The 12,667-nt window shown below is 67.4% G+C and carries 14 protein-coding genes and 1 other RNA gene; 10 read left to right on the top strand and 5 right to left on the bottom strand.

What is annotated here, in order from left to right; translation table 11 throughout:
• Positions 1–33: 33 nt before the first annotated feature.
• Positions 34–957, bottom strand: coding sequence for a class II glutamine amidotransferase (locus tag X946_RS26765; protein WP_038754194.1), 924 nt, complete (start codon positions 955–957; stop codon positions 34–36).
• A gap of 203 nt (positions 958–1,160) precedes the next feature.
• On the opposite strand from X946_RS26765, the gene pyrC reads away from it, so the two are divergent.
• The 3 genes from pyrC to rnpB all read left to right on the top strand — a co-directional run bounded on the left by pyrC (position 1,161) and on the right by rnpB (position 4,331).
• Positions 1,161–2,219, top strand: a complete 1,059-nt coding sequence (gene pyrC / locus X946_RS26760; RefSeq protein ID WP_038754191.1) for a dihydroorotase — start codon at positions 1,161–1,163, stop codon at positions 2,217–2,219.
• Positions 2,220–2,277: 58 nt separating this feature from the next.
• On the top strand, positions 2,278–3,402 hold the full coding sequence (locus X946_RS26755) for a DUF3025 domain-containing protein (protein WP_152611847.1): 1,125 nt from the start codon (positions 2,278–2,280) through the stop codon (positions 3,400–3,402).
• Between the two features lie 517 nt (positions 3,403–3,919).
• Positions 3,920–4,331, top strand: an RNA gene (gene rnpB / locus X946_RS29650) — RNase P RNA component class A.
• Between the two features lie 96 nt (positions 4,332–4,427).
• Here the strand turns inward: rnpB and X946_RS26750 are convergent.
• Both X946_RS26750 and X946_RS34690 read right to left on the bottom strand, forming a co-directional pair.
• Positions 4,428–4,850: an OsmC family protein gene (locus tag X946_RS26750; RefSeq protein ID WP_038754189.1), complete on the bottom strand. Its 423-nt coding sequence runs from the start codon at positions 4,848–4,850 to the stop codon at positions 4,428–4,430.
• A 453-nt stretch (positions 4,851–5,303) separates the two neighbouring features.
• Positions 5,304–5,522 (bottom strand): hypothetical protein, encoded by a 219-nt coding sequence (locus X946_RS34690; protein WP_152611846.1) that lies wholly within the window; start codon positions 5,520–5,522, stop codon positions 5,304–5,306.
• Between X946_RS34690 and rplM the strand changes: the two genes are divergently transcribed.
• The 3 genes from rplM (at position 5,521) to erpA (ending at position 6,928) form a co-directional block, all read left to right on the top strand.
• Positions 5,521–5,949, top strand: a complete 429-nt coding sequence (gene rplM, locus X946_RS26745) for a 50S ribosomal protein L13 (protein ID WP_004522094.1) — start codon at positions 5,521–5,523, stop codon at positions 5,947–5,949. The two genes, X946_RS34690 and rplM, sit on opposite strands and share 2 nt — an antisense overlap.
• An 11-nt stretch (positions 5,950–5,960) precedes the next feature.
• Positions 5,961–6,353, top strand: coding sequence for a 30S ribosomal protein S9 (gene rpsI / locus X946_RS26740; protein ID WP_038754186.1), 393 nt, complete (start codon positions 5,961–5,963; stop codon positions 6,351–6,353).
• A 206-nt stretch (positions 6,354–6,559) separates the two neighbouring features.
• Complete coding sequence (gene erpA, locus X946_RS26735; protein ID WP_010106366.1) at positions 6,560–6,928, top strand: iron-sulfur cluster insertion protein ErpA; 369 nt, start codon at positions 6,560–6,562, stop codon at positions 6,926–6,928.
• A 116-nt stretch (positions 6,929–7,044) separates the two neighbouring features.
• Here the strand turns inward: erpA and X946_RS26730 are convergent, their stop codons facing one another.
• Positions 7,045–7,923: a helix-turn-helix transcriptional regulator gene (locus tag X946_RS26730; protein WP_038754182.1), complete on the bottom strand. Its 879-nt coding sequence runs from the start codon at positions 7,921–7,923 to the stop codon at positions 7,045–7,047.
• 107 nt (positions 7,924–8,030) lie between these two features.
• Between X946_RS26730 and X946_RS26725 the strand changes: the two genes are divergently transcribed.
• Positions 8,031–8,735 (top strand): glutathione S-transferase family protein, encoded by a 705-nt coding sequence (locus X946_RS26725; protein ID WP_038754179.1) that lies wholly within the window; start codon positions 8,031–8,033, stop codon positions 8,733–8,735.
• Between the two features lie 4 nt (positions 8,736–8,739).
• Positions 8,740–9,438: a glutathione S-transferase N-terminal domain-containing protein gene (locus X946_RS26720; protein WP_038754176.1), complete on the top strand. Its 699-nt coding sequence runs from the start codon at positions 8,740–8,742 to the stop codon at positions 9,436–9,438.
• Positions 9,439–9,537: 99 nt separating this feature from the next.
• Here X946_RS26720 and X946_RS26715 read toward each other — a convergent pair whose 3' ends face one another.
• A complete protein-coding gene (locus tag X946_RS26715) occupies positions 9,538–10,692 on the bottom strand; it encodes an anhydro-N-acetylmuramic acid kinase (RefSeq protein WP_081990062.1) in 1,155 nt (384 codons plus the stop codon).
• 169 nt (positions 10,693–10,861) lie between these two features.
• On the opposite strand from X946_RS26715, the gene tyrS reads away from it, so the two are divergent.
• Together tyrS and dtd are read left to right on the top strand one after the other, a co-directional pair.
• Positions 10,862–12,103 (top strand): tyrosine--tRNA ligase, encoded by a 1,242-nt coding sequence (gene tyrS, locus X946_RS26710; protein WP_038754173.1) that lies wholly within the window; start codon positions 10,862–10,864, stop codon positions 12,101–12,103.
• Between the two features lie 81 nt (positions 12,104–12,184).
• Positions 12,185–12,643 carry a D-aminoacyl-tRNA deacylase gene (gene dtd / locus X946_RS26705; protein WP_038754516.1) on the top strand — a complete coding sequence of 153 codons (459 nt, stop codon included), beginning with the start codon at positions 12,185–12,187 and terminating at the stop codon, positions 12,641–12,643.
• Positions 12,644–12,667 lie beyond the last annotated feature (24 nt).

Here is a 12,667-nt window from a genome sequence, read left to right as displayed (position 1 = left end):
GCATCCGGTCGAGCGGCGCGCAACCGGGAAAAATCAGAAATCGACCGGATCGTCGCCGAGATCGCCGGCCACGCCGGCCACGTCGGCCGACGCGAGCGCGGCCGCCCGGCGCGGCGCCGACGCGGACGCATCGAGCTCCGGATTCGTGAGCTTCTCGAGCACGGCTTGCGGCACCGGAATGCGCATCGTCGCCGCGACGTCGCCGCACTGGAACATCACGAGCTCGCCCGGTTCGAGCGCGGTCCACACTTCGTCGTCGGTAAGCGGCTGCGTCGCGATCACCGCGACGCGATCCTCCGGCGTCGTGTATTTCGCGAAATCGATCGAGATGTCCTCGTCGATCAGGTGCGCGGTAGAGAACGGCCAGCGCCGCACGAGGTAGTGCAGCCGCGTCGAGCAGTGCGCGAACAGCGCCTGCCCGTTCGACATCAGGAAGTTGAAGACGCCGTGCCGCGTGATGTCGCGCGTGAGCTCGCCCACCTGCTCGAACAGTTCGGGCAGCGGCGGCTGCGCGCCCGGGAACGCATCGCGCAGGCCCTGCATCAGCTTGCAGAACGCTTTCTCGCTGTCGGTCGTGCCGACCGGCTGAAAGACGCCGCCTTCGAGGTCGGGCGAATAGTCGTGCAGATCGCCGTTGTGCGCGAAGATCCAGTGGCGGCCCCACAGCTCGCGCATGAACGGATGGCAGTTCTCGAGCAGGATGTGCCCCTGCGTCGCCTTGCGAATGTGCGCGATCGTGTTCTTCGACTTGATCGGATAGCGCTTGACCATCTCGGCGATGGGCGACGTCGCGGACGATTGCTGGTCGATGAAGAGGCGGCAGGCCTTGTCCTCGAAGAACGCGATGCCCCAGCCGTCTGCATGGTGATCGGTGAGCCCGCCGCGGGCCGCGAAGCCGGTAAACGAGAACGTCACGTCCGTCGGTTCGGCGCAGTTCATTCCGAAGAGTTGGCACATATCGCGGGTGCGGCTGAGGCTGGCGGGGAGTACACCGGACAGAACCGGTACAATGTCGGCTTCAAGCATATCACCGAGCCCCAAGCGGCAAAAGGCGAAAACCGCGCCCGAGCGGTTCCGTGTTGCGGTTTGCCGTCAGTCGGCGTCGCGCGCGGCCGGCGCGCAGCGCTTCGCCCGTCGCCGCGCGCCATTCCCACGACACCATGAATGCTTCTGCCCCCGCCTCGCTGACCCTCGCACGCCCCGACGATTGGCACCTGCACGTGCGCGACGGCGCGATGCTCGCGGCCGTTCTGCCGCACACCGCCCGCCAGTTCGGCCGCGCGATCATCATGCCGAACCTGAAGCCGCCCGTCACGACGACCGCGCAGGCGCAGGCGTACCGCGAGCGCATCCTGGCCGCACTGCCGGCCGGCATGACGTTCGAGCCGCTGATGACGCTGTACCTGACCGACAACACGCCTGCGGACGAAATCCGCCGTGCGCGCGAAAGCGGCTTCGTGCACGGCGTGAAGCTGTATCCGGCGGGCGCGACGACGAACTCCGACGCAGGCGTGACGGATCTGCTCGGCAAATGCGCGAAGACGCTCGAGACGATGCAGGAAGTCGGGATGCCGCTCCTCGTGCACGGCGAGGTGACGGAGCCGTCGATCGACCTGTTCGATCGCGAGAAGGCGTTCATCGAGCGCGTGATGGAGCCGCTGCGCCGCGCGCTGCCGGGGCTCAAGGTGGTGTTCGAGCACATCACGACGAAGGACGCGGCCGATTACGTGCGCGATGTCGACGCGGCGCCCGGCCAGATCGGCGCGACGATCACCGCGCACCATCTTCTGTACAACCGCAACGCGATGTTCGTGGGCGGCATCCGCCCGCATTACTACTGCCTGCCGGTGCTGAAGCGCGAGACGCACCGGGTCGCGCTCGTCGCGGCGGCGACGTCGGGCAACCCGCGCTTCTTCCTCGGCACCGACAGCGCGCCGCACGCGAAGGGCGCGAAGGAGGCCGCGTGCGGTTGCGCGGGCTGCTACACGGCGCTGCACGCGCTCGAGCTGTACGCGGAGGCGTTCGATCAGGCGGGCGCGCTCGACAAGCTCGAAGGTTTCGCGAGCTTCTTCGGCGCGGATTTCTACGGCCTGCCGCGCAGCGCCGACACGGTGACGCTGCACCGCGAGACGTGGGAACTGCCGCTGGAGATCGACGCGGGCGGGAGCCCCGTCGTGCCGCTGCGCGGTGGGGAGCCGATCGGCTGGCGGCTCGTCTGAAGCCCGGAGCGCGGCGGCCGGCGCGGCCGCCGCGCGTGACGGCATCGGTTTCGATGCGATGAACGGGCCGCACGGCATGGGCGATCACGACGCTCAGGACGGCATGAACGGCGCGCAGCGGCCAGAAGGCGCGCATGGCTCGGCCGATCCGCGGCGCACGGGAGCGACGGGTCTCGCCGACCGGGCGGACGCGACGCGCGGCCCGGCCGATTCGCGCAACGCAGGTGAGCCGGCGCGCCAGGATCACTCTGATCACGCGGATCGCCAGGATCACCGGGATCACCCTGCGGTCGCGGGCAATCCACGCGAATCGCGTGCGTCTCGTGCGTCCTGTGCGGCGAACGATCGACGTGGGCCGCATTCTGCCGACGACGGGTTCTGCTTCGACCGAATCGATTGGTCCGAGCCGTGGCTCGCGCCGTTCGCCGCACGCGGCAGGCGATGGGCGCAGGCGGCGCGGCAGGGCGAGCGCGCGTGGCTGAGCATGCTGAACGACGATGCCCGAGCCGAACGACGCGCGACGGGCCGCGGCCTGCCGCTTCGTTTCATCGAGCAGGCGGCGCTGCCGGCGGGAACCGCGTACGAGACCCACATCGCCTTAACGGGCGCCGTCCCGACCCGCCACAACCTGCATGATTTCTTCAATGCGCTCGTCTGGTTCGCGTATCCGCGCATCAAGGCGGCGCTCAACGCGCGCCAGGCCGGCGCGATCGACGCAACGGGCGTCGGCCCCGTGCGCGGCGCCGTGCGCGACGCGCTCACGCTGTTCGATGAGAACGCGGCGCTCTTTGCGACCTCGGATTCGGCGCTTGCGGCCGCGCTGCGCGGTTTCGACTGGCCGACCTTGATGTGCGCGTCGCGCGCCGCGTGGGGCGCGCGCTGCGAGGCGCGGATCGTCGGTCATGCGCTGCTCGAAAAGCTCGTCGAGCCGTACAAGGGCTGCACCGCGCACGCGTGGATCGTCGACGTGCCGGCCGCGTATTTCGAATGGGCGGACGAAAAGCGCCGCGCGTGGCTCGACGAGCATGTCGCGGCGGCGCTTGCCGCGACCGAACCGACGAGCCGCGGGTTCGCGCCTCTGCCGGTGCTCGGCGTGCCCGGCTGGTGGGCGGCGAACGAGACGCCGTCGTTCTACGACGATCCGCGAGTGTTTCGCAGCGGCCGGCGCGCACGCGCGGGCTGAGGCCGCGGGGGCGAGGAGGCGCTGAACGGTCGTGGTGTCGGAGGGGGCCGATCATTTGCCAACCGCCAACCGCCAACCGCCAACCGCCAACCGCCAACCGCCAACCGCCAGCCGCCAGCCGCCAGCCGCCAGCCGCCAGCCGCCAGTTGCCAGGTGCCAGGTGCCAGGTGCCAGGTGCCAGGTGCCAGGTGCCAAGTGCCAAGTGCCAAGTGCCAAGTGCCAAGTGCCCGCGCATTCAGCGACAGCGCCCAACCCTGAACTTCGTCGCGAGCGCCGCAGCTGAAATCAGAATCCGACTAAAGCCGGACCTGGAGCTCAGGAGGGGCACGAACGGGCGCGCGAGCCGGATGTCGGCCGGCGCTAATCAAGCGCCAAGCACCAAGCGCCAAGCAACGGCGCACGAGTCCCAACCTAGCGCGAATCCGCACGCAACGCGCGATCGACCACCGAATCGGCGATGCATCGACTCAACCCGCCCCAAGCGAGCGCCGCGCCGCGGTGCTAGAATCCCGCTCGCAAAGCAGGCCAGGCAGTCGCGGCTTTCGCGGTTCGCCGCGAAGGGCGAGGAAAGTCCGGACTCCGACAGGGCAGGGTGATGGCTAACGGCCATCCGTGGCGACACGCGGAACAGGGCAACAGAAAGCAAACCGCCGATGGCCCGGCGCAAGCCGGGATCAGGCAAGGGTGAAACGGTGCGGTAAGAGCGCACCGCGGCTGCGGCGACGCAGACCGGCACGGTAACCTCCACCCGGAGCAATTCCAAGTAGGCAGGCGCGCATCTTCGGATGCAGGACGGTGCCCCCGTCTCGTCTGCGGGTAGGAAGCTTGAGCGCGTCAGCAATGGCGCGCCTAGAGGAATGGCTGCCACGGGCCGCGCGTCTTCGGATGCGCGGCCTGCACAGAATCCGGCTTATCGGCCCGCTTTGCCGCACGATGACGAAAGGCCGGCGCCGCGTGATGCGGCGCCGGCCTTTTTCCTTTTCGCGAGCCGCGCGGCCACGCGCTCGCGCCACGGGCGAAGCGCGTTACGCGGCGACGATCTCGAACGAATGCGACAGTTCGGCCGTCTTCGCGATCATGATCGATGCGGAGCAGTACTTGTCGTGCGACAGGTTGATCGCACGCTCGACGGTCGCGGGATTCAGGTTGCGGCCCGTCACCGTGAAGTGGAAGTGGATCTTCGTGAACACCTTCGGGTCCTCGCTCGCGCGCTCCGCCTGCAGCGTCACCGAGCAGCCCGTGACTTCCTGGCGGCTCTTCTTGAGGATCAGCACGACGTCATAGGCCGTGCAGCCGCCCGTGCCGACGAGCACCATCTCCATCGGGCGCGGCGCGAGATTGTGCCCGCCGCCTTCGGGCGCGCCGTCCATCGTGACGAGGTGGCCGCTGCCCGTTTGGGCGGCGAACGCCATGCCATCCTGCCCCATCCAGCTAACTTTGCATTCCATGCGCGAGCTCCAGCGTTGCTTGATTCGGTTGTAATTCGGCATTGTAGCCCTGCCGGCAACGGTCGGCTGATGCGCCGCAAGACGGGCGGAGGCGGCGCCCGACGGCGCTTCGCGCCCGCTCGGGGCTGCACCGAACGCCCTCCGATCATTAGGGGTTTTACTCTAGCCGTAAAGGGCATTTGTTCACATGAATTTGCATATGAAGTTGATTTAAAAGGGAAAATTTGCAGTGCCCGAAGACGGGTCGTTTTCCGTATTATGGGATTGAATTTCTCTATGCGGTTTTTCTTGTGCTGACGGCTTCCGGTTCGTATAATGTGAGGCATTGGTTGTCGCGCTGCGACAACCTCAGCATGTCTCCTCCACCCTCCTCCTTTGGTGGATTAAGCCCGAACCAGCGGTTCGGGCTTTTTTTCGTCCGATGCAAGCTTCGCTGGCCCTTCGGCGGGGATTTCACGCCTGCGAAGCGCGCTTCGTCGTCGGCGCAAGCCGGAGGAAGTCGGATTTCTTTGACCTCCTGAATCGATTTCCTTTATAATTCAGGGCTTTTCCGCATTCATTGCCCACGGAAAAAGAACAGGGAGAGCCTGCATCGCGCCACGAAGCGCCTGCCAAGAGCAGACAAGCAGGAAAGAACGCTTGGGCATCAGCAATCAATTTTGGATCGATCATGAAGACGTTTTCCGCAAAAGCCCATGAGGTGACGCGCGAATGGTACGTGATTGACGCGACGGATAAGGTTCTCGGCCGTGTCGCCAGCGAAGTGGCACGCCGTCTTCGCGGCAAGCACAAGCCTGAGTTCACCCCGCACGTCGACACCGGTGATTTCATCATCGTCATCAACGCGAGCAAGTTGAAGGTCACGGGCAACAAGACGCTGGACAAGAAGTACTACCGTCACTCGGGCTACCCGGGCGGCATCTATGAAACGACGTTCGGCAAGATGCAGGAACGCTTCCCGGGCCGCGCGCTCGAGAAGGCGGTCAAGGGCATGCTGCCGAAGGGCCCGCTCGGCTACGCGATGATCAAGAAGCTGAAGGTCTACGCTGAAGCCACGCATCCGCATTCGGCTCAACAGCCGAAAGCGCTCGAGATCTAAGGGGAGCCCACATGATCGGTAACTGGAACTACGGTACGGGCCGCCGCAAGAGCGCAGTCGCTCGTGTCTTCATCAAGGCTGGCAAGGGCGACATCGTCGTCAACGGCAAGCCCATCTCCGACTACTTCTCGCGCGAAACGTCGCTGATGATCGTGCGTCAGCCGCTGGAACTCACGAACCACGGCCAGACGTTCGACATCAAGGTGAACGTGACGGGCGGCGGCGAAACGGGTCAGGCGGGCGCAGTGCGCCACGGCATCACCCGCGCGCTGATCGACTACGACGCGACGCTGAAGCCGGCGCTGTCGAGCGCGGGCTTCGTCACGCGCGACGCCCGTGAAGTCGAGCGTAAGAAGGTCGGTCTGCACAAGGCACGCCGCGCCAAGCAGTTCTCGAAGCGTTAATCGCTCGTGCCGCACGCCGCCTTCGGGCGGCATCGCTGCAAGAAAAACCGCCAGTTTTCGCACTGGCGGTTTTTTTATGTGCGGCCGGCTTGCGTCGGCGCAACGAATGCGCGAAAAACGCCGGCGCGCCACTTGATTTCGCCTGCGCCAGCACGATCTGCGGATCAGTCCTACAATAGCAGGCAATGGTTTTTTGGAGAGTTCGCATGAACGCTGTTACCGAATCCGCGGCAACTACCGAGATGCCGGCTCCGTTCGTCTTCACCGACGCGGCGGCCGATAAGGTCAAGCAACTGATCGACGAAGAGGGCAACCCCGAGCTCAAGCTGCGCGTGTTCGTGCAAGGCGGCGGCTGCTCCGGCTTCCAGTACGGCTTCACGTTCGACGAGGACGTCAACGAGGACGACACCGTGCTCAACAAGAACGGGGTCGTGCTGCTCGTCGACGCAATGAGCTATCAGTATCTCGTCGGCGCCGAGATCGACTACAAGGACGATCTGAACGGCGCGCAATTCGTCATCAAGAACCCGAACGCGACTACGACCTGCGGTTGCGGCTCGTCGTTCTCGGTCTGAGCGCATCCGCGTCCGACGAAAAACGGGGCTGAATGCCCCGTTTTTTTTGGCCCGCCGTCGCCGACCGGAGCGGCGAAGCGGGAGCGCATCATCGCGCACGCGCCTGCTACATCGGCTCACGCCGCGCGCGCGCCGATTTCCGGCGCTGCTGCGTCGGCCGTGCGCACTGCGTCGCTCGCATGCGCGAGCCAATCGGTCGGCGCGTGTCCCGTGCATTGCGCGAATGCGCGCGTGAGCGCGCTCGCGCTGCCGTAGCCGACTTCCGGCGCGATTTCCTTGACCGCGTAGCCGCGCCGCAGCAGCGTCTTCGCGAGCCCCACTCGCCACTGGAGTAGATATTCGCCGGGCGGCACGCCGACCGTGTCCGCGAAATGCGCGGCGAAGCGCGAGCGCGACATGCCGGCCGCGGCGGCCATCCGTTCGAGCGTCCACGGCAACGCCGGGTCCGCATGCAGCGCGTTCAGCGCCTTGGCAAGCCGGGCGTCGGACAGCCCGGCGAGCGAGCCGCTCGCCACCAGCCGGTTGCGCATCACGAAGCGCAGCAATTGCACGACGAGCACTTCGGTCAGCCGGTTGATCACCGTATCGTGACCGCACGCGGGCGCCCTTGCCTCGGCGAACAGCGCATGCTGGACGGCGTCGAGCGACGACATCGACGCAAGCGGGATCGCGAGCAGATCGGGCAGGCCGCGCAGCAGCGGATTTTCGTCGCCGAGCCCGAATTCGATCGCAGCGGACAAGACCTCGGCGGGCATGCCGCCGCGCGCTTCGATCCGGTACCTGCCGGGCCGCCGGATGAACAGCGCGCTCGGCTCGGGCACCGCGTGCAGGCCGAGCGCACCGCCTGTCACGCAGACGGCGCCCGAGCGCAGCAGGTGCATGTGGAAGCCGTCCTCGCAGATATCGAATGTCGACGTGCCGGGCAGCGTGCCGAAGTGGAACACGCGGGCGTGCAGCTCGAAGCGGGCGAGAAGACCTTTCAGGCGATCGTTCATGGGACGATTGGTCAAGCAATTGGGACTTGTCGGCGCATATTGTCTCAGTGCATGCGATACATTGGCAACTCAGCTCACTGTCCCGCATGACCAGGAGGACTCATTCGATGATCCGATTCTTCTATCACCCGTCGCCGAACCCGGCCAAGGTCGCGTTGTTCCTCGAGGAGGCCGGCGTGCCTTATGAACTCGTGCCCGTCGATACGCGCAAAGGCGAGCAGCACGGTGACGCGTTCAAGGCGATCAATCCGAACGCGAAGACGCCCGCGCTAGTCGACGGCGATGTGACCGTGTTCGACAGCAACGCGATCCTGCTGTATCTCGCGGAGAAGACCGGCCAGTTCCTGCCGGACGACACGCCCGCCGCGCGCGGCGAGCTGCTGTCGTGGCTGATGTTCGTCGCGACGGGGATCGGCCCGTACTGCGGCCAGGCGGTGCATTTCAGGCACTTCGCGCCGGAGCCGAAAGCGTATGCGGCGAACCGCTACGACTTCGAGGCCTGGCGCCACTGGCGCATCGTCGACGAACGCCTTGCCACCCGCCGCTACATGGTCGGCGACGGCTACACGATCGCCGACATGGCGGTGTGGGGCTGGGCGCGTGCGATCCCGTTCGTGCTCGGCGACGGCGCATGGGAGCAGTTGCCGAACGTGAAGCGCCTGTTCGACGAGATCAACGCGCGTCCCGCCGCGCAACGCGCGGAGGCGCTGAAGGCGCGCCACGCGTTCAAGACCGATTTCGACGACGACGCGCGCCGCGTGCTGTTTCCGCAGAACGCGCGGCTTGCGTCCGCAACCGGCGCGGAGGCCTGACGCGATGCTCGATCTCTACTACTGGACCACGCCGAACGGCCACAAGATCACGATGTTCGTCGAGGAGGCCGGCTTGCCGTACCGGATCGTGCCGGTCAACATCGGCCGCGGCGAGCAGTTCGAGCCGGATTTCCTGCGCATCGCGCCCAACAACCGGATTCCGGCCCTCGTCGATCACGCGCCCGCCGACGGCGGCGCGCCGCTGTCGATCTTCGAGTCCGGCGCGATCCTGCTGTATCTCGCGGACAAGATCGGACGCTTCATTCCGGCCGACCTGCGCGGGCGCAACGAAACGCTGCAGTGGCTGTTCTGGCAAATGGGCGGGCTCGGCCCGATGGCGGGGCAGAACCATCACTTCGTGCAGTACGCGCCCGAGCCGCTGCCGTATGCGATCGACCGCTATGTGAAGGAAACGTCGCGGCTGTACGGCGTGCTGAACAAGCATCTGTCGGACGGGCGCGACTACATCGCGGGCGAATATTCGATCGCCGACATGGCGTGCTACCCGTGGATCGTGCCGCACGAGCGGCAGCGGCAGCGCCTCGCGGATTTCCCGTTCCTCGCCGCGTGGTTCGCGCGGGTCGCCGAACGGCCCGCCACCGTGCGCGCGTACGAGCGGGCGAAGGAGATCAACGTTGCGCCGACCGTCGATCAGAACTCGCGCAGCGTGTTGTTCGGGCAGGACGCGAGCTCGGTTCGCTGACGCGCGCGGCAGCCGGCGCGGGCCGGCGCCGCGGCCGCGGCGTGCGCGCGGTCGCTCGGCGCGAAGCGGTGCGGGGCGGCTTTGGCGAAGCCGGCCCGCTCAGCGCGGGTACAGCGCGCCCAGCACGCGTTCGCCCGCCGCGCCCGTGACGGCCGACACGTTGCCCGGCGCGCGCGCGTTGAAGCGGTACGCAAGCCACGCGAACGCGAGCGATTCGACCTGCTGCGGCGGCACGCCGAGCGCGGCCGTCGTGTCGATCGGCACGTCGAGCCCGCGCGCCGCGAGCGCGGCCGCGATCGTGTCGAGCAACACCGGGTTGCGCGCGCCGCCGCCGCATACGTAGACGGCCCGGCAGTCGCTCGCATGCCGTGCGATTTCGTCGGCGACGGTGGCCGCCGTCAGCATCGTGAGCGTCGCCTGCACGTCTTCGGGCGCGAGGCCCGGAAAGCCGGCGAGCTTCGCGTCGAGCCAATCGGCGTTGAAGAGATCGCGCCCCGTGCTTTTGGGCGCGCCCTGCCGGAAATACGGCTCGTCGAGGAGCGCGGCGAGGAGCGCCTCGTGCACCGTGCCGCGCGCCGCGAAACGACCGCCGTCGTCGAACGGCTGTTTCAGGTGGCGTTCGGCCCATGCGTCGATCAGCGCGTTCGCCGGGCCGCAGTCGAGGCCGCGCACCGGATCGTTGCGCGCGTCACGCGCGTCGTGCGCCGCGGGCAGGATCGTGATGTTGCTGATGCCGCCCAAGTTGCAGACGACGCGCGTCTCGTCCGGCGAGCCGAACACCGTCGCGTGGAACGCCGGCACGAGCGGCGCGCCCTGGCCGCCCGCGGCGACGTCGCGGCTGCGGAAGTCCGCGATCACGTCGATGCGCGTGAGCTCCGCGAGCAGCGCGGCATTGTTGATCTGCCGCGTGTAGCCGCGCTCGGGCCGGTGGCGCACCGTCTGGCCGTGCACGCCGAGCGCGCGCACGTTCTCGGGCGCGAGGCCCGCCGCGCGCAGCAGCTCGTGGCAGCACACCGCGTAGCGCGCGGCGAGCGCGTTCGCGGCGAGCGCCTCGCGCTCGATCTCGTCGCCGCCCGGCTGCTGCAGCGCGAAGAGCGCGTCGCGCAGCGTGTCGGCGAAGCCGACGAACGCCTCGGACAGCACGGCGAGCGGCTTGCCCGCCTCGAAGCGGACGGCGACGCCGTCGACGCCGTCCATGCTCGTCCCCGACATCAGGCCGAAATACACGCCATCCGCGGGATGGCCGGGTTGCATGCGGTTGGACGCCACGTTCATCGCTCCGGAATCGAGATGGGGGGCGCGCGGAAGGCTCGCCGCGCGCCGTCGTCGCCGATTATCCGCGCATGCGAGCGCGCCGTTAAGCGGTCCGCGCGCAACTTATGGGAAAATCGCTCTTTTTGCGACATTTCTTCCTCTTGCACCGATGAGCACCGATCCCACTTCCAAGCCCGCCTTCCCGATCACCGATGAGGTTCGCCACGCGCTCGCCGTCACGAAGCGCGGCGTCGACGAGCTGCTGATCGAGGAAGAGTTCGCGCAGAAGCTCGCGAAAAGCGCGGCGACGGGCAAGCCGCTGCGCATCAAGCTGGGCCTCGATCCGACCGCGCCCGACATCCACATCGGCCACACGGTCGTGCTGAACAAGATGCGCCAGCTGCAGGATCTCGGCCATACGGTGATTTTCCTGATCGGCGACTTCACGTCGCTGATCGGCGATCCGTCGGGCCGCAACGCGACGCGCCCGCCGCTTACGCGTGAGCAGATCGAAGCAAACGCGAAGACCTACTTCGAGCAGGCCGCGCTCGTGCTCGACCGCGAGAAGACCGAGATCCGCTACAACAGCGAATGGTCGATGCCGCTCGGCGCGGACGGGATGATCAAGCTCGCGTCGCGCTACACGGTTGCGCGGATGCTCGAGCGCGAGGACTTCACGAAGCGCTTCCAGGGCGGCATTCCGATCTCGATCCACGAATTCCTGTATCCGCTGATGCAAGGCTACGACTCGGTCGCGCTGAACGCCGATCTCGAGCTCGGCGGCACCGACCAGAAGTTCAACCTGCTCGTGGGCCGCGAGTTGCAGAAGCAGTACGGGCAGGAGCAGCAGTGCATCCTGACGATGCCGCTTCTCGAAGGCCTCGACGGCGTCGAGAAGATGTCGAAGTCGAAGGGCAACTACGTCGGCATCAGCGAGAAGCCGAGCGACATGTTCGGCAAGCTGATGAGCATCTCGGACGTTCTGATGTGGCGCTACTTCGAGCTGCTGTCGTTCCGCGGCCTCGACGAGATCGCGCAGTTCCGCCGCGAGGCCGAGGGCGGCCGCAATCCGCGCGACTTCAAGGTGATGCTCGCGCAGGAGATCGTCGAGCGCTTCCATTCGCGCGCGGACGCCGAGCGCGCGCTCGAGGACTTCAACCACCGCGCGAAGGGCGGCGTGCCGGACGATATTCCCACGGTGACGCTCGCGGGCGCGCCGCTCGCGATCGGCCAGTTGCTGAAGCTGGCGGGGCTCGTGCCGTCGACGAGCGAGGCGCTGCGCAACATCGAGCAGGGCGGCGTGAAGATCGACGGCGCGACGGTGTCCGACAAGGCGCTGAAGCTCGACGCGGGCGAATTCGTCGTGCAAGTCGGCAAGCGCCGCTTCGCGCGCGTGACGCTCACCGCATGAGCGCGCGGTTCGCCGCTCGGCGGCGCGCGCCGCGTGCATCGTTCGCGCCGTTCGCGCCGCGCGCGTGACGCAGGCGCGCGCATGATCGCGTTGATCCAGCGCGTGAAGCGCGCCGACGTGCGCGTCGGCGGCCGCGTGACGGGCGAGATCGGCGCCGGTCTTCTCGCGCTCGTCTGCGCGGAGCGCGGCGACACCGAGGCGGTCGCGAACAGGCTGCTCGCGAAGGTGCTCGGCTACCGCGTGTTCAGCGATGCGGCGGGCAAGATGAACCTGCCCGTGTCGAACATCGACGGCGCGGGGCGCGCGGGCGGCCTGCTGCTCGTGTCGCAGTTCACGCTCGCGGCCGACACGAACAGCGGCCTGCGCCCGAGCTTCACGCCCGCCGCGCCGCCCGACGAGGGCGAGCGCCTGTTCGACTACTTCGTGCGCGCGGCGCGCGAGCGTCATCCGATCGTCGCGGCGGGCGAGTTCGGCGCCGACATGCAGGTGTCGCTCGTCAACGACGGTCCCGTGACGTTCTGGTTGCAGACGCGCCCGTGACACGCCCTTGACGCTTCGATTCGA

This window comes from Burkholderia sp. ABCPW 111 (assembly GCF_000773065.1).
Classification (GTDB): Bacteria; Pseudomonadota; Gammaproteobacteria; order Burkholderiales; family Burkholderiaceae; genus Burkholderia; species Burkholderia savannae.
This window is presented reverse-complemented; position numbering and strand designations above follow the sequence as displayed.